Source organism: Micromonospora sp. NPDC049301 (genome assembly GCF_040678715.1).
Classification (GTDB): Bacteria; Actinomycetota; Actinomycetes; order Mycobacteriales; family Micromonosporaceae; genus Micromonospora.
This window is the reverse complement of sequence record NZ_JBFAQO010000001.1, coordinates 371,368-397,940: the sequence shown is the minus strand read 5'-3', so window position 1 is coordinate 397,940 and position 26,573 is coordinate 371,368. Positions and strand designations below refer to the sequence as shown.

20 protein-coding genes and 1 pseudogene are annotated in these 26,573 nt (G+C 72.2%); 11 read left to right on the top strand and 10 right to left on the bottom strand.

Translation table 11 applies throughout. The features are described from left to right. The 3 genes from purL to purS all read right to left on the bottom strand — a co-directional run bounded on the left by purL (window position 1) and on the right by purS (window position 3,735). On the bottom strand, window positions 1-2,724 hold the full coding sequence (purL, locus tag AB0K07_RS01880; protein ID WP_363750222.1) for a phosphoribosylformylglycinamidine synthase subunit PurL: 2,724 nt from the start codon (window positions 2,722-2,724) through the stop codon (window positions 1-3). Between the two features lie 67 nt (window positions 2,725-2,791). Beyond that, on the bottom strand, window positions 2,792-3,475 hold the full coding sequence (purQ, locus tag AB0K07_RS01875) for a phosphoribosylformylglycinamidine synthase subunit PurQ (RefSeq protein WP_363750221.1): 684 nt from the start codon (window positions 3,473-3,475) through the stop codon (window positions 2,792-2,794). After that, window positions 3,472-3,735 carry a phosphoribosylformylglycinamidine synthase subunit PurS gene (purS, locus tag AB0K07_RS01870; protein ID WP_030332194.1) on the bottom strand — a complete coding sequence of 88 codons (264 nt, stop codon included), beginning with the start codon at window positions 3,733-3,735 and terminating at the stop codon, window positions 3,472-3,474. The genes purQ and purS overlap by 4 nt, the downstream gene beginning before the upstream one ends. Before the next feature lie 355 nt (window positions 3,736-4,090). Between purS and AB0K07_RS01865 the strand changes: the two genes are divergently transcribed. Continuing rightward, on the top strand, window positions 4,091-4,774 hold the full coding sequence (locus AB0K07_RS01865; RefSeq protein WP_363750220.1) for a trypsin-like serine protease: 684 nt from the start codon (window positions 4,091-4,093) through the stop codon (window positions 4,772-4,774). 24 nt (window positions 4,775-4,798) lie between these two features. Further along, window positions 4,799-5,362 (top strand): YbjQ family protein, encoded by a 564-nt coding sequence (locus AB0K07_RS01860; protein WP_363750219.1) that lies wholly within the window; start codon window positions 4,799-4,801, stop codon window positions 5,360-5,362. A gap of 113 nt (window positions 5,363-5,475) precedes the next feature. Here the strand turns inward: AB0K07_RS01860 and purB are convergent, their stop codons facing one another. Further along, window positions 5,476-6,900, bottom strand: a complete 1,425-nt coding sequence (gene purB, locus AB0K07_RS01855; RefSeq protein ID WP_363750218.1) for an adenylosuccinate lyase — start codon at window positions 6,898-6,900, stop codon at window positions 5,476-5,478. A gap of 176 nt (window positions 6,901-7,076) precedes the next feature. Here purB and AB0K07_RS01850 point away from each other — a divergent pair, with 176 nt between their 5' ends. Then, window positions 7,077-9,407, top strand: coding sequence for a PKD domain-containing protein (locus tag AB0K07_RS01850; protein WP_363750217.1), 2,331 nt, complete (start codon window positions 7,077-7,079; stop codon window positions 9,405-9,407). 75 nt (window positions 9,408-9,482) lie between these two features. On the opposite strand, the gene AB0K07_RS01845 is transcribed toward AB0K07_RS01850, so the two are convergent. Beyond that, a complete protein-coding gene (locus tag AB0K07_RS01845; RefSeq protein ID WP_363750216.1) occupies window positions 9,483-11,825 on the bottom strand; it encodes a hypothetical protein in 2,343 nt (780 codons plus the stop codon). Further along, on the bottom strand, window positions 11,818-12,819 hold the full coding sequence (locus AB0K07_RS01840) for a glycosyltransferase family 2 protein (RefSeq protein WP_363750214.1): 1,002 nt from the start codon (window positions 12,817-12,819) through the stop codon (window positions 11,818-11,820). Before AB0K07_RS01840 ends, AB0K07_RS01845 begins: the two co-directional genes overlap by 8 nt. A 261-nt stretch (window positions 12,820-13,080) precedes the next feature. Here AB0K07_RS01840 and AB0K07_RS01835 point away from each other — a divergent pair, with 261 nt between their 5' ends. Further along, window positions 13,081-15,414, top strand: a complete 2,334-nt coding sequence (locus tag AB0K07_RS01835; RefSeq protein ID WP_363750212.1) for a PKD domain-containing protein — start codon at window positions 13,081-13,083, stop codon at window positions 15,412-15,414. A gap of 91 nt (window positions 15,415-15,505) precedes the next feature. Here AB0K07_RS01835 and AB0K07_RS01830 read toward each other — a convergent pair whose 3' ends face one another. Beyond that, a complete protein-coding gene (locus AB0K07_RS01830) occupies window positions 15,506-16,798 on the bottom strand; it encodes an acetyl-CoA C-acetyltransferase (RefSeq protein WP_363750211.1) in 1,293 nt (430 codons plus the stop codon). 55 nt (window positions 16,799-16,853) lie between these two features. On the opposite strand from AB0K07_RS01830, the gene AB0K07_RS01825 reads away from it, so the two are divergent. From AB0K07_RS01825 to AB0K07_RS01815, 3 genes are all read left to right on the top strand, one after another. Beyond that, complete coding sequence (locus AB0K07_RS01825) at window positions 16,854-18,263, top strand: 3-oxoacyl-ACP reductase (RefSeq protein ID WP_363750210.1); 1,410 nt, start codon at window positions 16,854-16,856, stop codon at window positions 18,261-18,263. Then, window positions 18,263-19,141, top strand: a complete 879-nt coding sequence (locus tag AB0K07_RS01820; RefSeq protein ID WP_363750209.1) for a MaoC/PaaZ C-terminal domain-containing protein — start codon at window positions 18,263-18,265, stop codon at window positions 19,139-19,141. Before AB0K07_RS01825 ends, AB0K07_RS01820 begins: the two co-directional genes overlap by 1 nt. 71 nt (window positions 19,142-19,212) lie before the next feature. Further along, the gene (locus AB0K07_RS01815) at window positions 19,213-19,821 is read left to right on the top strand and encodes a DedA family protein (protein ID WP_363750208.1); all 609 of its coding nucleotides are present in this window, start codon (window positions 19,213-19,215) and stop codon (window positions 19,819-19,821) included. 29 nt (window positions 19,822-19,850) lie between these two features. Here the strand turns inward: AB0K07_RS01815 and AB0K07_RS01810 are convergent. Together AB0K07_RS01810 and AB0K07_RS01805 are read right to left on the bottom strand one after the other, a co-directional pair. Continuing rightward, window positions 19,851-19,946, bottom strand: a pseudogene (locus tag AB0K07_RS01810) (DNA-binding response regulator); the annotation flags it as partial. 32 nt (window positions 19,947-19,978) lie between these two features. Further along, window positions 19,979-20,617, bottom strand: a complete 639-nt coding sequence (locus AB0K07_RS01805; protein WP_363750207.1) for a TetR/AcrR family transcriptional regulator — start codon at window positions 20,615-20,617, stop codon at window positions 19,979-19,981. Window positions 20,618-20,692: 75 nt separating this feature from the next. On the opposite strand from AB0K07_RS01805, the gene AB0K07_RS01800 reads away from it, so the two are divergent. The 4 genes from AB0K07_RS01800 (at window position 20,693) to AB0K07_RS01785 (ending at window position 25,196) form a co-directional block, all read left to right on the top strand. Further along, window positions 20,693-21,145: an SCP2 sterol-binding domain-containing protein gene (locus tag AB0K07_RS01800; RefSeq protein WP_363750206.1), complete on the top strand. Its 453-nt coding sequence runs from the start codon at window positions 20,693-20,695 to the stop codon at window positions 21,143-21,145. A gap of 1 nt (window position 21,146) precedes the next feature. Then, a complete protein-coding gene (locus tag AB0K07_RS01795) occupies window positions 21,147-22,361 on the top strand; it encodes an acyl-CoA dehydrogenase family protein (RefSeq protein ID WP_363750205.1) in 1,215 nt (404 codons plus the stop codon). Window positions 22,362-22,470: 109 nt separating this feature from the next. Further along, window positions 22,471-24,033 (top strand): AMP-binding protein, encoded by a 1,563-nt coding sequence (locus AB0K07_RS01790; RefSeq protein ID WP_363750204.1) that lies wholly within the window; start codon window positions 22,471-22,473, stop codon window positions 24,031-24,033. Between the two features lie 92 nt (window positions 24,034-24,125). Continuing rightward, complete coding sequence (locus AB0K07_RS01785; RefSeq protein WP_363750203.1) at window positions 24,126-25,196, top strand: acyltransferase family protein; 1,071 nt, start codon at window positions 24,126-24,128, stop codon at window positions 25,194-25,196. Between the two features lie 123 nt (window positions 25,197-25,319). On the opposite strand, the gene purD is transcribed toward AB0K07_RS01785, so the two are convergent. Beyond that, window positions 25,320-26,570, bottom strand: a complete 1,251-nt coding sequence (gene purD / locus AB0K07_RS01780) for a phosphoribosylamine--glycine ligase (protein WP_363750202.1) — start codon at window positions 26,568-26,570, stop codon at window positions 25,320-25,322. Window positions 26,571-26,573: the final 3 nt, after the last annotated feature.

The window sequence follows — 26,573 nt, the reverse complement described above, 5'->3', positions numbered from 1 at the left end:
TCAGCGCTCGTCAGGCGACGGGTCGGTGACACCGGAGTCAGACTCGGACGATCCACCGGGCCCGGCCGGCTCGGTGGTGAACGGCTGCTCCGGCTCGGTGTGCTCGACCTGGCCGGCCGACGCCTCGGCGACCGGCTCGACGGCACCGGCCTGCGGGACCGGGCCGGCCGACGCGATCGGCTCGGAGACCACCTCGGCCACGTCAACCGGCTCGGCCTGCGCGACCGGCAGCGGCACGGCCTCGACCGCCCCCGCCACACCAGCCGCCGGTGCGGGCACCTCGACGGCGGCGTCACCGAAGAGACGCGGCAACGTCTCGGTGTGCGCGGCGCGCAGCTCGTCCAGGCCGATCCGGAACTGGCCGTGCACCTCCAGCGCGCCTCCGGCCGGGTCGGTGACGCCGATCAGCTCGAACGGCACCCCCCGCTCGGCACAGAGCGCCGCGAACGCCTTGTCGTGGCCCCGCGGCACGGACACCAGCGCCCGTGCGGCCGACTCGCTGAACAGGTAGACGAACGGCATCGAGCCGCCGGCGAAGTGCTCCGGCACCGCGATCCGGGCGCCGACGCCCCGACGCAGGCAGGACTCGACCAGGCTCTGGGCGAGGCCACCGTCGGAGAGGTCGTGCGCCGAGCTGAGGTGACCGACCCGGGCGGCCTCGGCCAGCAGGTCGGCCAGCGCCTTCTCCCGGGCGAGGTCGACCTGCGGCGGGATGCCGCCGAGGTGCTCGTGCGTCACCCAGGCCCACTCGGAGCCGGACAGCTCCACGTTGGTCTCACCGAGCAGGTAGAGCTGGTCGTGGTCGCCACCGGCGCGCGGGACGAAGCCCATCGGGACCCGGTCGGCGACGTTGTCCAGCACACCCAGCACGCCGACCACCGGGGTCGGGTGGATGGCCGCCGCGCCGGTCTGGTTGTAGAAGCTGACGTTGCCGCCGGTGACCGGGATGCCCAGCTCCAGGCAGCCGTCCGCCAGGCCGCGCACGGCCTCGGCGAACTGCCACATCACGCCCGGGTCCTCCGGGGAGCCGAAGTTGAGGCAGTTGGTCACGGCGATCGGCTTCGCACCGGTCACCGCCACGTTCCGGTACGCCTCGGCCAGTGCCAGCTTGGTGCCGTTGTACGGGTCGAGCCGGGTGTACCGGCCGTTGCCGTCCACGGACAGCGCCACGCCGAGCCCGGTCCGCTCGTCGATCCGGATCACGCCGCCGTCCTCCGGCTGGGCGAGCACGGTGTTGCCCAGCACGTAGCGGTCGTACTGCTCGGTGACCCAGGTCTTGTCGGCCAGGTTCGGCGACGCGATCATGCGCAGCACGGTCTCCCGCAGCGCCTCCGGGTCGGCCGGGCGGGGAAGCGTCTCGGCCCGGTCGGCCTGGAGCAGGATCAGGTCGGCCGGCTCACGCATCGGGCGGGCGTAGACCGGGCCGTCGTCGACCAGTGAGCCCGGCGGCACGTCGACCACGAGGTGGTCCCGCCAGGTGATCAGCAACCGGCCCGGGCTGCCGTCCGGCTCCGGCGCGGTCACCTCGCCGATGGCGGTGGCCAGCACGCCCCACTTCTCGGCGGTCTTGAACACCGCGTCGAGCTTGTCCGGCTCGACGACCAGCAGCATGCGCTCCTGGGACTCGCTGGCGAGGATCTCGTGCGGGTCCATCGACGGCTCACGCAGCGGCACCCGCTCCAGCCAGACCCGCATGCCGGTGCCGGCCGCGGCCGCAGTCTCGGTGAGCGCACAGGTCAGCCCGGCGCCGCCGAGGTCCTGGATGCCGACCACCAGCTGGCCGTCGTACAGCTCCAGGCACGCCTCGATCAGCAGCTTCTCGGTGAACGGGTCGCCGACCTGCACGGCGGGGCGGCGCTGCTCGCTGCCCTCGTCGAAGGTGGCGCTGGCCAGCACCGAGACACCGCCGATGCCGTCCCGGCCGGTCTTGGCACCCATCAGCACGACCACGTTGCCGGGGCCGGCGGCGGCCTTGTTCTGCAGACGGTCGACGGGCAGCACGCCCAGGCAGAGCGCGTTGAGCAGCGGGTTGCCCTGGTACGAAGGGTCGAAGACCAGCTCGCCACCGATGTTGGGCAGGCCGAGGCAGTTGCCGTAGCCACCCACGCCGGCGACCACGCCGGTGAGGACCCGGGCGGTGTCCGGGTGGTCCGCGGCACCGAAGCGCAGCGGGTCCATCACCGCGATCGGGCGGGCGCCCATGGCGAGGATGTCCCGGACGATGCCGCCGACGCCGGTCGCCGCACCCTGGTACGGCTCGACGAAGCTCGGGTGGTTGTGCGACTCGACCTTGAAGGTCACCGCCAGCTCGTCGGAGACCTGCACCACGCCGGCGTTCTCGCCGATGCCGGCGAGCAGCCGGTCGCTGCGCGGGGCCTTCTCGCCGAACTGGCGCAGGTGCACCTTGCTCGACTTGTAGGAGCAGTGCTCGCTCCACATGATCGAGTACATCGCGAGCTCGGACTGCGTGGGCCGGCGACCGAGGATCTGCCGGATGCGGTCGTACTCGTCGTCGCGGAGCCCCAGCTCGGTGTACGGCTGAAGCTCGCCCGGGGTGCCACCGGCGCGCGGGACGGTGTCCACGCCGTCGGTCCAGTCGGCGGTCGCCGGCTGGGCGGGAGCGGCCGCCGGGGCGGCGGGCTGCGCCGGGAGCGGCTCGGCCGGCTGCGCCGGGGCCGAGTACGCCTCCGGTGTGTCGCGTACCGGGTCCGGATGGGTGGTCATGACCTCTCCTCGCTGCGCTCGTGCCCGCCAGACCGGCGGTTGAGCTGACCGATGATCGTGCCGCCGGTCACGCCGGCGTCCCCACCAGGTGCTTGAGGACCGAGGTGAAGAAGCCGAGGCCGTCCAGCGAGGGGCCGGTGAGCGCCTCCACCGCGTGCTCGGGGTGCGGCATGATGCCGACAACGTTGCCGGCGGGGTTGGTGATCGCGGCGATGTCGCGCAGCGACCCGTTGGGGTTGCCGCCGACGTAGCGGGCGACCACGCGGCCCTCGGCTTCGAGCTGGTCCAGCGTCGCGGTGTCGGCGACGTAGCAGCCCTCGCCGTTCTTCACCGGGACGAGCACCTCCTGGCCGGGCTGGAACACGTTGGTCCACGCGGTGCCGGCCGACTCGATGCGCAGGATCTGGTCCCGGTTGCGGAAGTGCAGGTGCTGGTTGCGGGTGAGCGCGCCGGGCAGCAGGTGCGCCTCGCAGAGGATCTGGAAGCCGTTGCAGATGCCGAGGACCGGCAGACCGCCCTGGGCGGCGTCCACGATCGTCTCCATCACCGGAGCGAACCGGGCGATGGCGCCGCAGCGGAGGTAGTCACCGTAGGAGAAGCCACCGGGCAGCACGACGGCGTCCACCCCGTGCAGCTCCGGGTCACCGTGCCAGAGCCGGACCGGCTCGGCGCCGGCGATCCGGACGGCCCGGGCGGCGTCCCCGTCGTCGAGCGAGCCGGGGAAGGTGACCACACCGACCCGGGCGGTCACGAGCGGGCGTCCGCGGTCTCGTCGGCCTCGACCAGGCGGACGGTGAAGTCCTCGATGACCGGGTTGGCGAGCAGTTTGTCGGCGATCTCCCGGGCCCGGTCCAGGTCCGGTTCACCGGTGAACTCGATCTCGATCCGCCTGCCGATCCGAACCGAGGCGACGTCGCTGACGCCGAGCCGGGGCAGCGCGTTTGCGACGGCCTGGCCCTGCGGATCGAGGATCTCGGGCTTGAGCATGACGTCGACGACGACGCGAGGCACTGGGCACTCCTGACTGTGTACGCAGTTGGGTGCCGACCCACAACGGGCGAGCGCAGCCAGCGTACCTGGCAGATACCGTCGCGGACGCACCGGCCGGGCGCAGTTCAGGCAGTGATCAACATAACCGGCGGCCGGGACGGGTCGACACGCGGGACACGCGGTCTCACCAGGGCATATACGGCGCTAGAGGTGGCCGAATCGTTACATTGGCCAACCTCGATCAAATTCTTGAAATCAGCCGCCGTGGGCCCTACTGTACATCGACACAACTCGATGTAGGCGACGGCGGGGACCCCCGCTGTCGCATCCCCGCACCCGGCGACCCCGGGCCTGCCCCGTCCAAGGAGTCCACCCGATGCGCATCCGTCCCCTGCTCGCCCTGCTCGGCGCCGCGCTCGTCGGCGTCCTCGGCGCCGCCTCCGGCGCGTCCGCCGCCCCGGCCGGCCCGCAACCGATCATCGGCGGCGGCACCGTCTCGTCCGCCCCCTGGGCCGCCGCGGTGATGAGTAACGGCTCGTTCACCTGTTCCGGCAGCGTGATCGCCCCGCAGTGGGTGCTCACCGCCCGGCACTGCATCAGCGGCACCATGTCCGTCCGGGTCGGCAGCGTCTACCGCTCCTCGGGCGGCGTCACCCGTACCGTCAGCGCCACCTACACCCGCAACGACCTGGCCCTCATGCGGCTCTCCAGCACCGTCAGCACCTCGGCGGTGAGCCTGGCCAGCAGCAACCCGCCCATCAACTCGACCAACTCGATCTACGGCTGGGGCATGACCTGCTACAGCGGCTGCTCCGCGTCCAGCCAGCTCAAGACCGCCACGGTCCGGGTGACCAGCAACAGCGCCACCGACGCGTACGGCGGGCAGGCGATCCGCTCCACCAGGATCAACGGCAACGCCTGGCGGGGCGACTCGGGCGGCCCGCAGTTCTACAACGGGCAGCAGGTCGGGGTGGCCTCGACCGCCGACGGCTCCAGCATCCAGAACTACGGCAGTGTCGCGTACAACCGGGCCTGGATCACCTCGACGGCCGGTGTCTGACGGTTAGCGCCCCGGGCGGCGCGGATGGCCGGCAGCGTGCCGGCCGTCCGCGCCGCGTCGTTTTGCAGCATCCGATCAGGTGAACAGTGCGCCCGAGCCGGTCGCGCCGCTCCTGACAGCATCGGAACCGTGCTGGTCGTGACGACGGAGCAACTGCCCGGCTACGAGATCCGCCAGATTCTCGGTGAGGTGGTGTCATCGATGGCCAGGACGCGCAACCCGTACCGCGAGGGGGTCAAGAACCTGCGCGGTGGCGCGTACGACCCGATGGCCCCGGACAACCTGACCCGCTGGCGCACCGACTCGGTGGCCCGGCTCGGCGAGGAGGCCCTCCGGCTGGGTGCGAACGCGGTGATCGGCATGCGGTTCGACAGTCGGGACTGCGGCGAGATGTGGATGGAGATCTGCGCGTACGGCACCGCCGTGATCGTGGCGCCCAAGGTGCCCGACGTCATGCCGTCCGACCAGCCGGCGATCGCCGCGGAGACCGCGCAGGAACCGGGCATCACGGAATCCCCCGGCGGCATCGCCGAGCCGGCGAGCGCCCCCAACCTCCGCACCGCCGCCGAAACCCCCACCCGCGAGTAACCCGCCGCGCCCGACCCCCGACTCCACCCCGTCGATCATGAAGTTGTTGCCGTCCGCCTCGGCGTGTCGCGGCAACAACTTCATGATCAACGCAGACGAGGGCCCCGCCGGGGTCAGAGGATGGGGGGTGGGGAGTAGGTGGCGGCGTCGGGGTGGGCGGTCACCACGGCGGTGATGCGGCGGGTTACCGCCGCGACCTGGGCCGGGGCGGCGCCGACGAACGCGGTGCGGTCGGCGACCAGCGTGTCGATGTCGGCGCGGGACAGGCCGAGCCGGCCGTCCGCCGCCAGACGGTCGAACAGGTCGTTCTCCGGCGAGCCCTTCTCCCGCATGGCCAGCGCCACCGCGACAGCGTGCTCCTTGATCACCTCGTGCGCGACCTCCCGGCCGACACCGCGCCGGACCGCCGCCACCAGGATCTTCGTGGTGGCGAGGAAGGGCAGGAACCGCTCCAGCTCCCGGTTGATCACCGCCGGGTACGCGCCGAACTCGTCGAGCACGGTGAGGAAGGTCTGGAACAGCCCGTCGGCGGCGAAGAAGGCGTCCGGCAGGGCCACCCGGCGGACCACCGAGCAGGACACGTCCCCCTCGTTCCACTGGTCACCGGCCAGCTCGCCGACCATCGACAGGTAACCCCGGATGATCACCGCGAAGCCGTTGACCCGCTCGGAGGAGCGCGTGTTCATCTTGTGCGGCATCGCGCTGGAGCCGACCTGCCCCGGCTTGAAGCCCTCGGTGACCAGCTCCTGGCCGACCATCAGGCGGATCGTGGTGGCCAGCGACGACGGCGCGGCGGCGGTCTGCGCGAGCGCGGCCAGCACGTCGAAGTCCAGCGAGCGCGGGTAGACCTGCCCGACGCTGTCCAGCACCCGGGAGAAGCCCAGGTGCTCGGCGACCCGGCGCTCCAGCTCGGCCACATTGTCGGCGTCGCCGTCGAACAGGTCGAGCTGGTCGGCGGCCGTGCCGACCGGCCCCTTGATCCCGCGCAGCGGGTACCGGGCGATCAACTCCTCCAGCCGCTCGTACGCGATGAGCAGCTCCTCCGCCGCCGAGGCGAAGCGCTTACCCAGTGTGGTGGCCTGCGCCGCCACGTTGTGCGAACGGCCGGTCATCACCAGCTCGGAGTGCTCGTGAGCGAGCCAGGCGAGCCGGGCCAGGGTGGCCACCACCCGATCACGGATCAGCTCCAGTGAGGCACGCACCTGGAGTTGCTCGACGTTCTCGGTGAGGTCCCGGGAGGTCATCCCCTTGTGCACGTGCTCGAACCCGGCGAGCGCGCTGAACTCCTCGATCCGTGCCTTCACGTCGTGCCGGGTGACCCGCTCCCGCTCCGCGATCGAGGCGAGGTCGACCTGGTCGAGCACCCGCTCGTACGCCTCGACCACGCCGTCCGGCACGGGTACGCCGAGGTCACGCTGAGCGCGGAGCACGGCGAGCCAGAGCCGCCGCTCCATCCGGACCTTCTCCTCCGGTGACCAGAGGGCGACCAGTTCGGGCGAGGCGTACCGGTTGGCGAGCACGTTCGGGATCGTCGTCACGTACCTCATTGTCTCCTACCCGGCGGTCGCCTCGGCACGAGGCCACAACGGCCTCCGCCGGGAGCGTTTGACCTTTTTGTCGCACGGGGCTGGCGCGCCTACCGGCCGGTACCGGATCATGGCCTCCATCTGACTTCCGGCGGCAGCCGGATCCTCCTCTTCCACCGAGGGCATCCATGCGTAGAACGTCCCTCGCCGGCCTCACCGCGATCGCGGTGACCGGCGGCACCCTCTTGGCCACCGGTGGGTCCGCCCAGGCGGCCGACCCGGAGAACCTGTACGTCAAACCGGGCATCACCACCTGCTCCGACCAGGGGCCCGGCAGCAAGACACAGCCGTTCTGCACGATCGGCGCGGCCGCCGCGGTGGTCACCGCCGGCCAGACCGTCTACGTGGACGGCGGCGTCTACTCCGAGCGCGTCACGCTCACCCGCTCCGGCACCCCCGAGGCGCCGATCGCGTTCATCGCCAACAGCTCCAGCCCGCCTGTCACGCTCCGCGGTCCGACCGCGGGCCTGGTCGTCGACGGCCAGCACGACATCGGAATCCAGGACTTCAACGTCGACGGGCCGGTCGACGTGCCCGCCCTCGACCTCCGCAACTCCTCGAACATCGAGATCGCGGGCGGCAGGTTCACGATGGCCGATGTCTCGACGGCACCCGCCGTGCGGCTCGTCGGGGTGACGGTGGCGAGCCTGAGAGACGTCGCCGGCAGCGGACTGGCGTACGTCGACGGGCTGACCGTGGACGCGACGTCCAGCGATGTGACGGTCGATCGCGCGGTCCTGGTGGGCGGCGGCGCCACGAACGGCACCGCCGACCCCAGCGCCGGCATCCGCACCGACGGAGCCCGCACCACCATCCTCAACAGTGTCATCGGTGGCTACACCGGCGCGGCCATCGCGGTCGGTCCGAGTGCCTTCGGCACAGTGGTGGCCAACAACCAGATCAACCCCGGGGCCGGCTACGGCATCCACAACCGCGGGGCCGACGACACCGCGATCGTCAACAACGCCGTCCAGGGCCGCTGCCTCGACGGTGTCCGGGTCGACGGAGCCTCCACCGGCGTCTCCGTACAGAACAACAAGGTGTCCGGCAACGGTCGCACCTCACAGAGCTACTGCGACCCGCAGGGCGTGGGCGGAGTCCAGGTCGGGATCTACGACCAGGCGCTGAGCGGAACGGTGATCGACTACAACAACACGCACAACGGTGTGTCGTCCCCGTCCGCGAACACCTACTCCTGGAACGGGACGGTGATGGGCCTGGCCCAGTTCCGCGCCGTCTCCGGCCAGGCCGCCCACGATCGGGACACCGCACAATCCTCCGACGGGATCGACTCGGCGAACTCTGCCGCCCCCGGCTACCAGATCTACGACAGCCGAGGCTGGTCACGCCGTGACGACCCGGCCGTGCCGAACACCGGCGCCGGCCCGGTCGCCTACGCCGACCGCGGCACGGTGGAGTTCGTGCGGACACCGATTGCGTCCTTCGACGCCACCCTGGACCTAGGTGCCAGCGCGGTCACCGTGGACGCCTCCGCCTCCCGGCCCGGCTTCGTCCCCATCAAGGAGTACGTGTTCAACTTCGGCGACGGCACCGCCGTCACCCAGTCCGCCCCGCGCGCCACGCACAGGTACGCGATTCCGGGCACCTATGACGTCACCGTCACCGCCCGGGGGACCGACGACCTGCAGGGCAGCAGCACCGAGCAGGTGAGTGTGCTGCGGCGCACCGCGACGGTGGGCTTCCTCGCCCTGTCGAACCTCCGCTACGTGGGCACCTCCGCACCGGTTCTCCTGCCGAACCAGGTCGGGTTGACCGCGGCCGCGCAGTACGACGTGGCGGACGCCGGCAACGGCCGGGTCGCCCTCGTATCCCGGGCCAACGGTCTCTACGTCACCCAGGTCGCCACCCCGGACGCGCCGCTGGACGCGTCCCGCCAAACCGTCGGCACGGCGGAGGAGTTCACCGTCGTCCGCAACAGCGACGGCACCGTCAGTCTCAAGGGAAGCAACAACCTGTACGTCACCGCCGAGCCCAGCGGAGCCGTCACTCTGTCGGCCAGCCGGCCCACCATCAGCTCCTGGGAGAAGTTCCACCAGGTGCCGGTCGCCGACGCGAACAGGTCGCTGAAGGCCAGCGTGAACGGTCGCTTCGTGATGGCCGACGGCGCCGGCGTGAAGCCGCTGATCGCGAGCCAGGCAACCGTCAGCACCTGGGAGCGGTTCGACGTCGTCGACCTCGGCGGTGGGCAGGTCGCCCTGTTCGCCCGCGCCAACAACCGCTTCGTCACCGCCGATGGTGCTGGCGCGAAGCCGCTGATCGCGACCCGACCCACGGTCAGCCTCTGGGAGAAGTTCACCCTGACCCGCAACAGCGACGGCACGGTGAGCTTCAAGGCCGTCGTCAACGGTCGCTACGCCAGCGCCGACGGCGCGGGCAGCAAGCCGTTGATCGCCAACGGCCCCGCGATCAGCCTGTGGGAAAAGTTCACCCTCGGCTGAGCCGATCCGCTCGTTCGACGCCCGCCGGGCCCTCGGGTCCGGCGGGCTTCGTCGTCCGGGCTCGCCGATGACGGCTCAGAGCAGCTCGTAGATCGTGACAGTGCCGGAGACCAAGCGGACCCGAGCCAGCCCGGCCAGCGCGGGCGACACCCAGCCCGCCCGGGTGTCGGCGAACAACCAGCGGACCCGGTACTCGGCACGCAGCCGGTCCAGGTCGGCCACGGTCGGCGCCCGGAACACCCGCTCGTTCAACGCGAACCGAGCCGGGTCCGGCGGGTCCTGCCGCACGTAGCCGAGGCCCCGCCGGCCATGCGCGGCGAGCGCCGCGTCGGTGTAGCCCCAGCTCTCCACCACCGTCCGGTGCCCGCCCAGCCCGGTCACCCAGTAGGCGCGGGCGTCGCAGTGCGCGGTGGTCCGCACCGGCTGACAGTGCACGTTCGTGGCCACCACGTCGTCGTCCGCAGCGTGCGCATCGAGCCAGAGCGCGGCCCGCATCTCCGCGGCGGTCACGGTGGACGGCTGCGCCGCCGACACCGGGCTGACCGGCGGGACCTGGACGTACCGGATCGCCCCGTCGACCCCTCGGGCGACACTCGCGCTCAGCAGCGCGGCCGTCACACCGGCCAGCGCCACCGCCACGACGCGACGCCGCCCACCACCGTCCGGACGGCGGCGGCGCAGCAGGGCCTGCACACCGACCGCGACCAGCACGGCCAGCAGGAGGAAGACGGCGAGCCGCAGGTACGACCGGCCGAGGACACCCATCCAGCCGGCCATGGTCGCGGCCGGTCGGGGCATCACGGGCACGGCGAGGTACGCCACGACCCCGAGCAGTCCGGCGAGCACCGGCACCGGCCAGGGCGGGCGAACGGTCGTGAGCAGCCACACGGCCAGCACGGCACCGAACGGGAGCACGTCCAGCCAGAAGTAGACCTGGCTGAGCGACGGGTGGTGCAGAGTCCAGATCCCTCCCGCGCCGGCGACCACCGCGCCGGAGAGCAGCCAGGTGGCGGGATCGGCGCGGCGCGGCCCGGCGAGGATCAGCATGCCGATCAGCCGGGGCAGTTGCACCAGCAGCCACCAGCCGAGCAGGGTGAACGCCAGCACCCATCCACCGGCACCCGCCTGCGCGAGACCGAGCGGCAGCAGCCCGCCGCCGCGTACCCCGTCGCCGGCCCCGATCGTCTCCCGGTACTGCGGCATGGCGTGCAGGAACGCGAACGCCTGTGGGGTCAGGGTGCTCGCCCCACCACCGGCGAAGAGGAGGTAGCCGGCACCCATCGGCACCAGCAGGCAGAGCAGTGCGGTGAGCGCCGGCCACGGCACCCGCCGCCGCTGCCACCAGGTGGCGACGGCGGCCAGCCCGACGCCGGCGATCAGTGGCGGGAGTGCGCTGGACTTCGCGCCGGCGCAGGCCAGCCCGAGGGTCGGCAGCAGGGCCCAGCCCACGCCCAGCGGTCGTCCGCGAACCACGTCGAGACAGAGCCCGGCGAGCAGCACCAGCAGCGGCAGCACGTACGTCTGCGACGGGCTGGCGAACGAGAACGCGAAGGCGCCGTCCGCGATGGCCGAGTTGACCGCCACCGGCATGCCGAGGCCGGCGACCGCGCCCGCCAGCGGGCCGGCCCACCAGCGGTCCGACAGGTCCCGGGCCAGCCCGGCGGTGACCAGCACGGTGGTGACCACGATCGGTGCCAGCCACAGCCGCAGCAGCACCACCGCGGGCGACACACCGGTGATCATGCTTCCGGCGGCCATGTGGGCGTCGGACAGGTAGTGGTACCGCAACGGCTCGCCGGCCACCTGCGGTAGCTGGAAGGGCAGATCCCGGGTCAGCTCCTGCACCAGCGACAGGTGGTAGAGCAGATCCTGGTAGTAGGTGTGGTTCACCGGCGGCAGTGGCACCAGGCGCCACTGCGCGACGGCCCAGAGCAGGACCAGCAGCAGCGTCGCGCAGACCGTCCAGTGCCAGGCCAGCGGAAGGGGTCGCCGGGGTCCGACCCGCCAGTGCCGGCGCAGCCGGGGAACCGCGGCGAAGGCCAGCACCAGCGGCACCGGCCACCACCGCAGGAGGTGTTGCTGGCCGGTGGTCGCGGCGGCGGCCCAGGCACCGAGTTCGAGCAGCAGGCCGGTGGCCGCGCCGTAGCCCAGATCCTCCGGCAGGTTGCCGCGGGCGCCTCGCACCGCCCGGTGCACCAACGTGCCGGGCAGTAGCAGGGCCAGCGACCAGTAGGCCAGGTAGCGGAGTACGTCGGCGGCCGGTACTCCGGTCTGCCACCAGGCGACCGCCAGCACGGCCAGGAGGACAGACCACGGCAGGGCGGCGGCCGCCGCGACAGCGACCGACCGGGCACGCCGGCGGTCGGCCGGCGGGTCGGGTGTCGTGGACCGTTCCGCGAGGGCGAGCGGCTCAGCCACGTCCGCTACCCGTGGGCGCGTCCGCGAAGGAAGCAGACAGCTCGGTCTCCGCCGAGTCGGCGCCGACGTGGTACGTCGGCCGTCCCTGCACGGTCGCGTAGATCCGCCCGACGTACTCGCCGAGCAGGCCGAGGCAGACCAGTTGCACCCCGCCCAGGAGCAGCACGGCCACGAACATCGACGTCCAACCTGGAATGGTCACCCCGCGCAGGTGCGCGACGATGCCGAACCCGATGAGCCCGACGCAGGCGAGGAAGCTGATCGCGCCCAGCCAGGTCGCCAGCCGCAGCGGCGCGGCCGAGAAGTTGGCCACGCTGTCCCAGGCGAGGGCGACCATCCGGTGCAGCGGGTACTTCGTCTCGCCTGCCGCCCGAGCTTCCCGGACGTAGCGCACCTCGGCACTGGCGAAGCCGAGGGCCGGGATCAGCAGCCGGTAGACCGGGGTGCGTTCCGGCAGTCGGCGCAGCGTCTCGATGACGTCCCGGCTGACCAGCCGGAAGTCGCCGGCCTGAGCGGGTACGTCGGTGCCGACGAGCCGGCGCATCAGGCGGTAGTAGGTGTGCGCGGTCCGCCGCTTGAAGAAGGTGTCGGTGCTGCGGTCGGCGCGTACGCCGTAGACCACGTCCACACCGTCCTCGCGAGCCACCCGGAGCATCTCCGCGATGGTCTCCGGCGGGTCCTGGAGATCCGCGTCCAGGCTCACCACCCACCGGCCGTGGGCCCGGTGCAGCCCAGCGGTCAGCGCCGCCTGGTGCCCGCTGTTGCGGCGCAGCCGGATCACCCGGAGCTGCGGCCAGTTCCGTCCGTGGTCGAACAGCACCGCCACGGTCGCGTCCCGGCTGCCGTCGTCGACGGCGACCACCTCGTAGTCGGCGCCGAGCGCGTCGAGCACCGGCCGCAACCGGGTGACCAGGGCCGGGATGACAGCGGCCTCGTTGTACATCGGAATGACGACCGACAGGATCGTCCCGTCGGTCGTCTCTGGCACCAACATGAACCGGCCCCGTTCCGGACGCAGGTGGCATCGCCGCACCTCAGTGGGGGTGCGAACGGCCACGGTCACAGGGCAACCTCGCCGGCAGCCGGCCACCCGTTGAACAGGTGGTGAACGTCAGCCTGCACTCCGCGCTTCCGGGGCGATCACGCACCCCGTTTCCTCTTTGTCGCCCGGGTCAACGTCGGGTCAGGCGTTCAGGAAGGATGTCTCCGGCTAACTTCCGGCGGGCCGCCGGATCCTCCTCTCCTGAGGACACTCATGCGCACAACATCCCTCGCCGGCCTGCTCGCCGCCGTCCTGACGGGCGGGGCCCTGCTGGGCACGACCGCTCCCGTCCGGGCGGCCGAGCCCGGCACCCTCTACGTCCGGCAGAACCCGCCGACCGGCTGCTCCGACCAGAACCCCGGCACCCTGGCGCTGCCGTTCTGCTCGATCAGCGCCGCGGCGGCGATCGTCACCAGCGGGCAGACCGTCGACATCGGCGGCGGCAACTACCGCGAGCGCGTCACCATCACCACGTCCGGCACCCCGGAGCAGCCGGTCGTGTTCGTGAGCCGCTCCACCTCCGGCAACCTGGTGGGGGCGACCGCCGGTTTCGTCATCGACGGTCAGCACGACGTCGTGCTTCAGAACCTCCGGGTCGTCGGGTCGGGTGACGCTGATGCCCTGCCTGCTCTCGACGTCCGCAATTCCTCGGGCATCACCATCCGGGGCGGCGGCTACTCGTTGTCCAACTCCTCGACCGCACCGGTGATCCGGTTCGCCGGGGTCACCGGTTCGAGCGTGTCGCAGACGACCGTCGGCGGACCGAGCGCCGCCGCCGGCATCACGCTGGACGCCGCGAGCAGCGACGTGGACATCTGGGCCACGACCGTGAGCGGCTACACCAACCAGAGCCTCGCCGACCACACCGTGGGCGTCCGGATCGACGGTCCCGGCAACACGTACGTGGGCGGCCGCATCGAGGGCTTCACCAGCGCGGCGGTCGCGCTCGGGCCGGGTGCGGCCGGCACGGTGGTGGCCAACAACCTGATCAACGGTGGCGCCGGGTACGGCGTGCACAACAACGGTGCCGCCAACACGGCGATCACCAACAACACCGTCAAGGATCGCTGCCTCGACGGCGTCCGCGTCGACGGGGCGTCGTCCGGGGTCTCCGTCCAGAACAACAGCGTCAAGCTGAACGGCCACTTCGGCCAGGGCTACTGCGGCTCGGCCGTTGACGGCGTCGAGATCGGGGTCTACGGCGGCGCCGTCGGAAAGACGGTTGTCGACTACAACAACGCGTATCACTACTACGCCGACTCGCCGGTGATCTACGCCTGGAACACCCGGATGAGCCTCGCCCAGTTCCGGGCCGCGTCCGGGCAGGCCGCCCACGACCGGGAGACGGGCAATCCGCGGGACGACATCGACTCGGCGAACTCCGCGGCCCCCGGTTTCCAGGCACTGGACCGCAGCGGCACCCCGCGCATGGACGACCCGGCCGTCTCGAACACCGGTGCCGGCCCGATCACCTACGCCGACCGTGGCGCGGTGGAGACCATCCGACCCCCGGTGGCGTCGTTCGGCGTCAGCATGGATCTCGGAGCGCGCTCGGTGAAGCTGGACGCCTCCGCCTCCACGCCGGGCCTCCATCCGATCGAGTCCTACCGGTTCGAGTTCGGGGACGGGTCCGGCGTCACCCAGAGCACAGCGGTGGCCTCGCACACGTACGCCAACCCGGGCACCTACAGCGTCAGCGTCAAGGTGACCGGGACCGACGGTCGGACGGACACCAGCTCTCAGCAGGTCAGCGTCCTACGGCGGACCGCGACGGTAGGTCTGCTCGCCCTCTCCAACCGCCGCTATGTCGACGCGGTCGGCGTCCCGACGGGTCTCGTGCCGAGCAGGCCCGAGTTGGGCCTCGCCGCGCAGTTCGACCTGGCGGACGCGGGCGCTGGCCAGGTCGCGCTCTTCTCCCACCTCAACGGGCGGTACGTCAGCCGGACCTCCGACGGCGGCCCGGGCTGGCTGCACGCCATGAGCCAGGTCGTGGCCGCTCCGGAGCGGTTCAGCCTCAACCGGAACAGCGACGGCAGCGTCAGCCTCAAGGCCGACAACGGCCAGTACGTCACCGCCGATCCCAGCGGCGCCGTTCCCCTGTCCGCCAGCCGACCGACGATCAGCACCTGGGAGAAGTTCCACCAGGTGGCGGTCGCCGACGCGAACCGGTCGCTGAAGGCGCGGGTCAACGGCCGCTACGTCAGCGCCGACGGCGCCGGGGCGAAGCCGCTGATCGCATCCGCCCCGGCGGCCAACCTCTGGGAGCGGTTCGACGTGGTGGATCTCGGCAGCGGGCAGGTCGCACTCCTCGCCCGCGTCAACAACCGCTTCGTGTCCGCCGACGGCGCGGGAGCGAAGCCGCTGATCGCGTCCGCTCCGGCGGCGAGCCTCTGGGAGCGGTTCACGCTGGTGCGCAACAGCGACGGCACGGTCAGCTTCAAGGCCGCCGTCAACGGTCGCTACGTCAGCGCCGGCGGCGCCGGGGCGAAGCCACTGATCGCCAACGGGCCCGCGATCAGCACCTGGGAGAAGTTCACCCTGGGCTGAGCCGGCCCAGCGCGCCGACGCCCGCCGGGCCAACTGGTCCGGCGGGCGTCGCCATTTCCGAACGGCGGCGTCAGGTGACGGCCGAGCGCGCTCAGCGCTCCAGGATCGCCGTCACGCCCTGACCACCGGCCGCGCAGATCGAGATCAGCCCGCGCCCGCCGCCCTTCTCCGCCAGCAGCTTGGCCAGCGTTGCCACGATCCGCCCGCCGGTGGCGGCGAACGGGTGCCCCGCGGCCAGTGACGAGCCGTTCACGTTGACCCGGTCCCGGTCGATCGCGCCCAGCGGGGCGTCCAGACCCAGGCGGTCCTTGCAGAACTCCGGTGACTCCCAGGCGGCGAGGGTGGCCAGCACCTGCGAGGCGAACGCCTCGTGGATCTCGTAGTAGTCGAAGTCCTGAAGCGTCAGCCCGGCCCGGGCCAGCATCCGGGGCACCGCGTACGCGGGGGCCATCAACAGCCCATCGTCACCGTGCACGAAGTCCACCGCTGCCGTTTCCGACCAGCTGAACCAGGCCAGCACCGGCAGGTTGTGCGCGCTCGCCCATTCCTCGCTGGCCAGCAGCACGGTCGAGGCGCCGTCGGTGAGTGGCGACGAGTTCCCGGCGGTCATGGTGGCGTGCTCGGCGTCCGGGCCACGGGTGCCGAAGACCGGCTTGAGCGAGCCGAGCTTCTCCAGGCTGGTGTCCGGGCGCAGGTTCGCATCACGGGTGAGGCCCAGGTACGGCGTCATGAGGTCGTCGAAGAAGCCCCGGTCGTACGCGGCGGCGAGCCGCTGGTGGGAGCGCAGCGCCAACTCGTCCTGGGAGCGCCGGTCGATCTGCCAGCGCAGCGCGGTGCGGGCGGCGTGGTCCCCCATGGACAGCCCGGTACGCGGCTCGGCGTTGCGCGGGATCTCCGGCTTGAACGGCTGGAGCGGACGGAGCTTCGCCGCGATCCTGAGTCGCTCGCCGAGCGTGCGGGCGGAGTTGAGCTTGAGCAGCGTCCGGCGCATCTCCTCGTTGACCGCCAGCGGCGCGTCGGAGGTCGTGTCGACGCCACCGGCGATGCCCACGTCGAGCTGCCCGAGGGCGATCTTGTTGGCGACGAGGATGGCCGCCTCCAGGCCGGTGCCGCAGGCCTGCTGGATGTCGTACGCCGGGGTGTGCGGATCGAGTCGGGAGCCGAGCACGACCTCGCGGGTGAGGTTGAAGTCGCGGGAGTGCTTGAGCACCGCGCCGGTCACCACCTCGCCGACCCGCTGCCCGGCCAGCCCGTACCGGGCGATCAGACCGTCCAGCGCCGCGCCGAGCAGGTCGGCGTTGGACGCGTCCGCGTAGCGGGAGTTGGAACGGGCGAAGGGGATCCTGTTGCCCCCGATGACCGCGACCCGCCGGATGCTCTGCACGATCCGCCTCCTCGACATGTGTTGCTCGAACCCTACTCGCCAGTAGGCTACGCCCATGACCGACAGGTACGCGAGCTTCGTCCAATCGGCCTCCGGCCGCGCGCTGGTCAAGCGCCTGGGGCTGCCCGACCCGCCGCGACTGCGCCGACACCGCCCCGGCGACGCGCTGCTGCCCGCGCCGGCGCTGCTCGGCGCGGCCACCGGCGGCCGGCTCGCCGAGCCGGTCGCCCGGATCCTGACCGCCGCCGGGGTCGAGCTGGCCGATCCGGCCGCCACCGCATCCACCGACACCCCGCAGCGGTACGGCGCGCTGCTCTTCGACGCCACCGGCATCACCGACTCGACCGACCTGCGCCAGCTCTACGACTTCTTCCACCCGCAGGCCCGGGCCGTGCTGCCCAGCGGTCGGGTGGTCGTGCTGGGCAGCCCGCCGCAGGAGTGCCCGACGCCGCGCGAGGCCACCGCCCAGCGGGCCCTGGAGGGGCTGGTCCGCAGCATCGGCAAGGAGTTCGGCCGCGGCGTCACCGCGCAACTCGTGTACGTGACCCGCGACGGCAGCACCGCCACGGCCGCCCCCGACGAACAGGCCGGCCCGGACCATTCGGCCAGCACGCTCACGAGCCTCGAATCGACCCTCCGATTTCTCCTTTCCGGCCGGTCCGCGTACGTCTCCGGGCAGGTGATCCGGGTCGGCACCGGCGACGCGAGCGCCCCGGCCGACTGGGACCGCCCGCTCGACGGGCAGGTCGTGCTGGTCACCGGCGCCGCCCGGGGCATCGGTGCGGCGCTGGCTCGGGTGCTCGCCCGCGACGGCGCTCGGGTGGTGGCGCTGGACGTCCCGGCTGCCGGGGACGCGTTGGCCGCTGTGGCGAACGACATCGGCGGCACCGCCGTCCAACTCGACCTGACCGCGCCGGACGCGCCGACCCGACTCGCCGACCACCTGGCCAGCCGGCACGGCCGGGTCGACGTGGTGGTGCACAACGCCGGCATCACCCGGGACAAGACGCTCGGCCGGATGGACGCCGACCGGTGGGACCAGGTGATCGACGTCAACCTCTCCAGTCAGGAGCGGATCAACGACGTGCTGCTGGAGCGGAAGCTGATTCCGGCCGGCGGGCGGATCGTCTCGGTCTCCTCGATCGCCGGGATCGCCGGCAACCGGGGGCAGACCAACTACGCCACCAGCAAGGCCGGCGTGATCGGGCTGGTCGACTCGCTCGCACCGGCCCTGCGTGACCGGGGCGTCAGCGTCAACGCGGTGGCCCCCGGGTTCATCGAGACCCGGCTGACCGCGCGCATCCCGCTGGTGGTCCGCGAGGCGGGTCGGCGGATGAACAGCCTCGCCCAGGGAGGGTTGCCGGTCGACGTGGCCGAGACGATCGGCTGGCTGGCCTGGCCGGCCAGCGGCGCGGTCAGCGGCAACGTGGTCCGGGTCTGCGGCCAGAGCCTGCTGGGGGCGTGATGAGCGCCGCGGACGACCAGCCGGTGCGGGCCACCGTCGAGCTGCCTCGGCTGCCGGCCACCGGCCCGCTGTACCGGCGGGCGCTGCGGGGCGCGCTGCCCGGTGGCCGACGCGACCGGGCGGTGCCGGCGGTCGCGCTGACCGTCGCCGGCGTCCAGGTCGACCGGGCACACCTCGCCGACTACGACCGGGTCTGCGGTTTCCCGCTGGCCGAGCGGCTGCCGGTGACGTACCCGCACGTGCTGGGCTTCCCGTTGGCGCTGCGGCTGATGACCGCGCCGGAGTTCCCGTTCCCGGTGACCGGCCTGGTGCACGTGGCCAACCGGATCACGACCCACCGCCCGGTGCTCGCCGGTGAGCTGCTGGACTTCACCGCGTACGCCGAGCACCTGCGACCGCACGAGCGGGGCCGGCAGCTCGACGTGGTGCTGGTCGCCTCGGCCGGCGGGACCGAGGTCTGGCGCGGCGTCGCCACGTACCTCAGCCGGGAGCGCGGCGACGGCGGCGGTGCCCGGCGCGACCGGGGTGACCGGCCCGCGACGCCGGCCGCCACCGCCCATTGGCGGGTCGGCACTCGCGTCGGCACCGACTACGCACGGGTCTCCGGCGACCACAACCCGATCCACACCTCGCGGCTGGGCGCCCGGCTCTTCGGCTTCCCCCGGCCGATCGCGCACGGCATGTGGACCAAGGCCCGCTGCCTGGCCGCACTGGAGAACCGGCTGCCGGACGCCGGCACCGTCGAGGTGGCGTTCAAGCTGCCGGTGGCGCTGCCTGGCACGATCGGCTTCTCCGCCGAGCGCGCCGAGGACGGCTGGGACTTCGCCCTGCACGACCCCCGCACCGGCCGGCCGCACCTCGCAGGCACCGTGCGCTGACCGAACGGGTCGGGTGGCGCAAAGTCGGCGAAGCGCCACCCCCCGGCGGCCGGCCACCGAGCATTGGGGGCATGGACGCCCTGCTCGACCTGCTCCGGGGGACGGTCACCTCACCGTGGGTGTACCTGGTGATCTTCGGGCTCACCGCGGTCGACGCGTTCTTCCCGGCGGTGCCGGGCGAGGCGGCGGTGATCACCGCGGGGGTGCTGGCCGCCGACGGAGCGAACCCCAACCTGGTCGCGGTGATCGCCAGCGCCGCGGTCGGCGCCCTGGTCGGCGACCACATCTCGTACGCCATCGGGCGGGGCGGGGGCGCGCACCGGCTGGCTCACCTGCCCACCGGCAGTCGTCGGCGGGCCAGCTCCGACTGGGCCCGGCGCGCGGTGGACCGGCGCGGAGGTCTGATCCTGACCACCTCCCGGTACCTGCCGGGCGGCCGGACCGCGGTCACGCTCACCATGGGCGCGGTGCGCTACCCACGCCGGTCGTTCCTGCTCTTCGACAGCATCGCGACGGTCACCTGGGCGTTGTACTGCGGCCTGCTCGGCTACTTCGGCGGGCTGGCCTTCGAACGTGATCCGATACGGGGTGTGCTCGCCGGCGTGGGGCTCGCGGTGATCGTCACGTTCGGCATCGAGGGCGTTCGTCGGCTGCGCCGCCGGGCGGCCGCCCACCGCTGACCGTCCCGGCGGGCCGGCCCACGCTCGGCGAACGAGCTGATCAGTCGCCGGGTCACCGTCGGGGCGAGCATCGCGTTGCCGGCGGCCACCGTGCGGACGGCCGCGGCCAACTCCCGAGCCGGCGAGCCGGACACCGGCGCGATGACCGGTCGGGGCGTCAGTCGGTGGGCGGGCGCCAGGTGACGCCGTGCAGGAGTTGGCCGGCGCCGAGCCAGGCCACGTTCATCATCCGGGTGGCGGTCTTCTCCGGGTCGGCATCCGGGTGGTCCGCGAGCCAGTCGGCCAGCGACTCGGTCGCGCCCACCAGGGCGTACGCGACGACCTCCAGGTCGGTGGCGGCCACCTCGCGCCCCTCGGCGCGCAGCGCGTGGTCGAGCATCCCGGCGACGACCTCGACCAGTCGGGCCCGCATGGTGGCCAGCTCGCCGGCGAACGGCTGCTCGCCCCGGGCCTGCCGGTAGAGCACCGCCCAGCCGTCGCGGTACGCGCCGACGAAGCCGAAGAAGGCCCGCAACCCTCGCCAGAGCCGCTCGTCGGCCGGCAGGTCGGGGGCGGCGGCGCCGGCGATGGCCTGCATCATCCGGGTGCCCTCCCGGTGCAGGCAGGCGACGAACAGCTCCTCCTTGGTGCCGAGGTACGCGTAGACCATGGGCTTGGAGATGCCGGCGTCCTCCGCGATCTCGTCCATGCTGGCCGCGTGGAAGCCACGTCGGGAGAAGACCTTGACGGCCGCGTCGAGCATCTGCTGCTCGCGGACGGCCCGTGGCAGGCGCTTGAAGGTGGGAGCGGTGGACACCTTGCGAGCATACCTACTCGTGCGTAGGGTTACGCCGGAGTAACCAAGTCGGACGGCCCGAGAGGTGTTTCCCCCATGACTGACTTCGACCCGGCAAACTTCGCCAACGTCGGCCCCAAGGAGTTCGCCCAGCTGGTCAAGTCCACCCCGGACGACAAGATCGCCCAGGTGATGTCCGGTGACCAGCGCGGCAAGATCCTGGGCGAGGTGTTCGGCCGGATGCCGTCGCTGTTCCGCGCGGACCGGGCCGGCTCCACCAACGCGGTCATCCACTGGGTCATCACCGGTCGCCCGGACGGCGGCAGCGACACCTACGAGGTGGTCATCGCCGACGGCAAGTGCGACGTGAACGAGACCCCGCAGCACGACCCCAAGCTGAGCCTCACCATGGGTCCGGTGGAGTTCCTGAAGATCGTCTCCGGTGGCGCCAACCCGGTGATGATGTTCATGACCGGCAAGCTGAAGGCGAAGGGCGACCTCGGTCTGGCCGCCAACATCGCCAACCTGTTCGACATCCCCAAGGCCTGACATGGCCGAGTTCTCGCTCGACCTGACCGAGGAACAGCGGGATCTGCGCGACTGGGTGCACGGCTTCGCCGCCGAGGTCGTGCGCCCGGCCGCCGCAGAGTGGGACGCGCGGGAGGACACCCCGTGGCCGGTGATCCAGGAGGCCGCCAAGGTCGGCCTCTACGGCTTCGAGTTCCTCGCCACCTGCTGGGCCGACCCGACCGGGCTGTCCCTGCCGATCGCCAGCGAGGAACTCTTCTGGGGTGACGCCGGCATCGGCCTGAGCATCTTCGGCACCTCGCTCGCCGTCGCCGCCATCTACGGCGCGGGCACCCCCGACCAGATGGTCGAGTGGGTGCCGCAGTGCTTCGGCGACGTCGACTCGCCGGCCGTCGCCGCGTTCTGCACCAGCGAGCCGGAGGCCGGCTCCGACGTCGGCTCGATGCGCACCCGGGCCGTCTACGACGAGGCCACCGACGAGTGGGTGCTGACCGGGCAGAAGGCGTACGCCACCAACGGCGGGATCGCCGGCGTGCACGTGGTCACCGCCTCGGTCGACCCCTCGCTCGGCTCGCGTGGCCAGGCGGCGTTCGTCGTACCGCCGGGCACCCCCGGCCTGGCCGCCACCCGCAAGCTGCGCAAACTCGGCCTGCGCGCGTCGCACACCGCCGACGTCTTCCTCGACGGGGTACGCGTGCCCGGCCGGTGCCTGCTCGGCGGCCGGGACGCCCTGCTGGAACGCCTGGACCGGGCCCGCTCCGGTCAGCGGGCCACCGGGCAGGCCGCGATGCGCACGTTCGAGCTGTCCCGACCCACCGTCGGCGCGCAGGCGCTCGGTGTGGCCCGGGCCGCCTACGAGTACGCCCTGGAGTACGCCAAGGACCGGGTCCAGTTCGGACGGCCGATCATCGAGAACCAGGCGGTCGCGTTCGCGCTGGCCGACATGCGGATGGAGATCGACGCGGCGCGACTGCTGGTCTGGCGGGCCTCCTGGATGGGCCGCAACAACCGCCCGTTCACCGCCGGCGAGGGGTCGATGTCCAAGCTCAAGGCCGGCGAGGTGGCGGTGTCGGTGACCGAGAAGGCGGTGCAGCTGCTCGGTGGGGCCGGCTTCCTGCGCGACCACCCGGTGGAGCGCTGGTACCGGGACGCGAAGATCTACACCATCTTCGAGGGCACCTCCGAGATCCAGCGGTTGGTGATCTCCCGGGCGATCTCCGGGATGCAGATCCGCTGATCACACCGGTTGGGCAGCAGGGCGGATCCGGTGCATGATCGACAAGAGAGCCCGCGGAAGGGTCCCTTCGGGGGCCCTTCCGCGCACCCCCCGAAGGAGGCCCGAGAGCATGGACCTGCCGTTCGTCGTCGCCACCCTGACCCGGCGCGGCCTGCTCACCCCCGGCCGACCCATCCGGGTAGCCTCGCAGCTCAACGCCCTGCGTACCTGGGGTTGGAGCCTCGCCGGTGAACTGCGCCAAGCCGCCGCCCGGGACCCCGGCCGGCCGGCGGTCATCGACGAGCACGGCACCGAGCTGACCTACCAGGAACTGCTCGACCGGTCCGAGCGGCTCGCCCGGGCACTACGCGCCGCGCTCGGCGTGCAGGCCGGCGACCGGATCGGCATCCTCTGCCGCAACCACCACGGCCTGATCGAGACCATCGTCGCCGCCACCCTGCTCGGCATCGACGCGGTCCTGGTCAACACCGGCCTCTCCGCCGCGCAACTGGCCACCGTCGCCGAGGAACAGCGACTGCGCGTGCTGGTGCACGACGACGAGTTCGCCGAGCCGGTCCTCGGGCTCCCAGCCGAGCTGCACCGCGTCGACGAGCGCGCCCACGCGGAGCTGATCGCCGGGGCGCTGCCGGGCGAGCTGCGCCCACCGGAGCGCGACGGCCGGATCATCGTGCTGACCTCCGGCACCACCGGCTCCCCCAAGGGTGCCCGCCGGCCCACCCCGAACGGCTTCGGCCCGCTGGTGTCCATCATCGACCGAATCCCGCTGCACGCCCGGGACACGGTGATGATCGCCGCGCCGATCTTCCACACCTGGGGCTTCGCGGCGCTACAGGTGTCCTTCGCGCTGCGGGCCACCATCGTGCTGCACCGCCGCTTCGACCCGACCGCCACGCTGGCCGCGCTCGCCACACACCGGTGCGACGCCCTCTTCGCCGTACCGGTGATGCTGCAACGGCTGCTGGAGGTGCCACCGCCGGACCCGCGCCCCACGCTGAAGGTGGCCGCGGTCAGCGGCTCGGCGCTGCCCGGTGGGCTCGCCCCGGCGTTCATGGACACCTACGGCGATGTGCTCTACAACCTGTACGGCTCGACCGAGGTCTCCTGGGCCTCCATCGCCGGGCCCGCCGACCTGCGGGAGGCCCCGACCACCGCCGGCCGGCCGCCGCACGGCACCCGGCTGGAGATCCTCGACGACAGCGGCGAGCCGGTGCCCGGTGGCCGGGTCGGCCGGATCTTCGTCGGCAACGAGATGCTCTTCGAGGGCTACACCTCCGGCGCGAACCGGGAGACCCACGACGGTCTGCTCGACACCGGCGACCTCGGCCGGGTCAACACCGATGGTCTGCTCTTCGTCGACGGCCGCGCCGACGACATGATCGTCTCCGGTGGAGAGAACGTCTTCCCCTCCGAGGTGGAGGACCTGCTCGCCCGGCTACCGCAGGTCCGTGAGGCCGCGGTGATCGGCGTGCCCGACCCGGAGTACGGCCAGCGGCTGTCCGCCTTCCTCGCCCTGCACCCCGGCGAGACGCTCGACCCCGAGGCGGTCCGCGAGTACGTGCGGCACTACCTGGCCCGCTTCTCCGTACCCCGGGACGTGGTCTTCGTGAAGTACCTACCCCGCAACGCCACCGGCAAGGTGCTCAGCCGCGAACTGCGCCGCTACTACGGCTGACCGACCGCTCAGGGGCCTGCGCCAGCTCGACTCGGTGTGATCCTGACCACTCAGGCTAGATCAAGTATCGGGCGACCCGGCAGCCTTGCCGCGTGACAACCCTGGTGCGGCCTGAGAGCAGCGGCGTCGCGGTCGCGCCCGCCACCCGCGACCCGTACATCGACAACGTCAAAGGGCTACTGATCGTCCTGGTCGTACTCGGCCACACCGTGGGTCAGACGGTGGGCTCCTCGCCGGGTGGCAGAACGATCTACACGTTGGTCTACCTGTGCCACATGCCGGCCTTCGCCATGCTGTCCGGGATGCTCTCGGCAACCGAGCTCACCGGACGCCGGGCGGCGTCGCTGGTCCGCGATCTGCTCGCGCCGTACGTGGTGTTCCAGCTGCTCTACATGGGCTTCTACACGGCCATGGACCAGCCCATGGACTGGACGGTCAACCAGTTCCTGTCCCCGGTCTACCACCTGTGGTTCCTGCCCGCCCTGTTCATCTGGCGGTTGCTCGCTCCGCTCTTCGCTCAGCTCCGCGGAGCCATCCTGATCGCGATCGGGGTCTCGCTCCTCGCCGGAGCAACGACGGTCCTCAGCCACGCCCTGGCGCTGAACCGGGTCGCCGGCATGCTGCCCTTCTTCGTCCTCGGCGTCTGGCTCGGACGCGGCAAACTGGCGTACCGCCCGTCTCCTCGGGTGCGGCTCGCCGCGGTCGCCGTTCTCATCGCTGCCGTGCCGATCGCCTACCTGGTCGGTTCGCGCCTGCCGAACCTCTGGCTGTACTGGAACAGCGCCTACCAGCGCATCGGGGTGGACCTGACCGACGGCGTCCTGATCCGGCTCGGACTGATGGCCGTCGCGTCGGCGATGACCTGGGCGATCATGATGCTGGCACCGCGCCGCCAGACGTTCCTCACGGGTTGGGGTGCCAACTCCATGTACCCGTACCTGCTGCACGGGTTCGGCGTGCTGGCCTTCGCGTGGTCCACACTCGACAGCCGAGTCGACAGCATCCCGGCCCTGCTGGCGCTCGTCGCCGTGGTGGTGGCGGTGGTCTGGATCACCGCCAGCCGGCCGGTGGCGTGGGCGCTGCGTCCGCTGGTCAGCCCGCCGGTCGGCTGGCTGCTCCGGAAGGGCCCCTCGGGGCAGCCCCCGGTGGGGGTACGCGCCTAGGACCTGGGCGGCGGAACTCGACCGTCCGGTCGTACGGCGGTCGGGTCGGCGCGACCCCCGCCACTCGATGCCACGATCATCCGACGTGGCCGTGCGGGTGGCGGCTGCGACGGGGGTTACCGATCAGCCGGGAATCGTGATCCGGCCGTCGACCGCGGCGGCGGCGATGTCGGTGCGGTGCTGCGAGCCGGCCAACTCCACGCCGTCCACCAGCGCGTACGCGGCAGCGCGGGCGGCGGACAGGTTGGGGCCGGTGGCCGTACCGCAGAGCACCCTGCCGCCGGCGGAGAGCAGAGCGCCGTCGTCGGCCCGGCGGGCGGTGCCGGCGTGGATGATGCCCGGCCGGTCCGCGCCGGTGATCACGTCGCCGGTGCGCGGCGCGGCCGGATAACCCTGCGCGGCGAGCACCACGGTGACCGCGGCACCGGGACGCCAGCGCAGCGGCGGGTGCCCGGCCAGCGTGCCGGTGGCCGCCGCGTGCAGCAGCCCGCCCAACGGCGTCTCCAGCAGCGCCAGCACCACCTGGGTCTCCGGATCGCCGAACCGGGCGTTGAACTCGATCACCCGGGGGCCGGCGGCGGTGATCGCGAGCCCGACGTAGAGCAGGCCGGCGAACGGGGTGCCCCGGCGGCGCAACTCGGCCAGGGTGGGGTGGACCACGTCACGCATGACCTCGTCGACCAGGCCGGACGGGGCCCAGGGCAGCGGCGCGTACGCTCCCATGCCGCCGGTGTTCGGGCCGGTGTCGCCGTCGCCGATCCGCTTGAAGTCCTGCGCGGGCAGCAGCGGCAGCGCCGCCTCGCCGTCGGTCACCACGAACAGGCTGACCTCCGGGCCGTCGAGGAACTCCTCGACCACCACGCGGCCACACTCCCGGGCATGCGCCAGCGCGGCGGACCGGTCGTCGGTGACCACCACGCCCTTGCCGGCGGCGAGGCCGTCGTCCTTCACCACGTACGGCGCGCCGAACTCGTCGAGCGCCCGTGCGGTGCTCTCCTCGTCCGTGCAGACGTACGCCCGGGCGGTGGGCACGCCGGCAGCGGTCATCACATCCTTGGCGAACGCCTTGGAACCCTCGAGCCGGGCGGCCTCGGCCGAGGGGCCGAACACGGCGATGCCCTTGGCGCGTACGGCGTCGGCGACCCCGGCGACCAGCGGCGCCTCCGGCCCGATCACCACCAGGTCAGCCGCGGTCTCCACGGCCAGCGCGGCCACCGCGGCCGGGTCGGTCGGAGTCACCGCCCGCAGCTCGGCCAACCCGGCGATACCCGGATTACCAGGCGCCGCGATCAGCGCGGTAACGGCCGAATCGTTGGCCAACCCGAGCGCGAGCGCATGCTCCCGCCCCCCACCACCCACCAGAAGAACCCGCACGAC

Coding starts and splice junctions, on each gene's coding strand:
- purL (WP_363750222.1), bottom strand. CDS start 2,724: ATGACCACCCATCCGGACCCGGTACGCGACACACCGGAGGCGTACTCG.
- AB0K07_RS01865 (WP_363750220.1), top strand. CDS start 4,091: ATGCGCATCCGTCCCCTGCTCGCCCTGCTCGGCGCCGCGCTCGTCGGC.
- AB0K07_RS01860 (WP_363750219.1), top strand. CDS start 4,799: ATGGCCGGCAGCGTGCCGGCCGTCCGCGCCGCGTCGTTTTGCAGCATC.
- AB0K07_RS01850 (WP_363750217.1), top strand. CDS start 7,077: ATGCGTAGAACGTCCCTCGCCGGCCTCACCGCGATCGCGGTGACCGGC.
- AB0K07_RS01840 (WP_363750214.1), bottom strand. CDS start 12,819: ATGTTGGTGCCAGAGACGACCGACGGGACGATCCTGTCGGTCGTCATT.
- AB0K07_RS01835 (WP_363750212.1), top strand. CDS start 13,081: ATGCGCACAACATCCCTCGCCGGCCTGCTCGCCGCCGTCCTGACGGGC.
- AB0K07_RS01825 (WP_363750210.1), top strand. CDS start 16,854: ATGACCGACAGGTACGCGAGCTTCGTCCAATCGGCCTCCGGCCGCGCG.
- AB0K07_RS01820 (WP_363750209.1), top strand. CDS start 18,263: ATGAGCGCCGCGGACGACCAGCCGGTGCGGGCCACCGTCGAGCTGCCT.
- AB0K07_RS01815 (WP_363750208.1), top strand. CDS start 19,213: ATGGACGCCCTGCTCGACCTGCTCCGGGGGACGGTCACCTCACCGTGG.
- AB0K07_RS01800 (WP_363750206.1), top strand. CDS start 20,693: ATGACTGACTTCGACCCGGCAAACTTCGCCAACGTCGGCCCCAAGGAG.
- AB0K07_RS01795 (WP_363750205.1), top strand. CDS start 21,147: ATGGCCGAGTTCTCGCTCGACCTGACCGAGGAACAGCGGGATCTGCGC.
- AB0K07_RS01790 (WP_363750204.1), top strand. CDS start 22,471: ATGGACCTGCCGTTCGTCGTCGCCACCCTGACCCGGCGCGGCCTGCTC.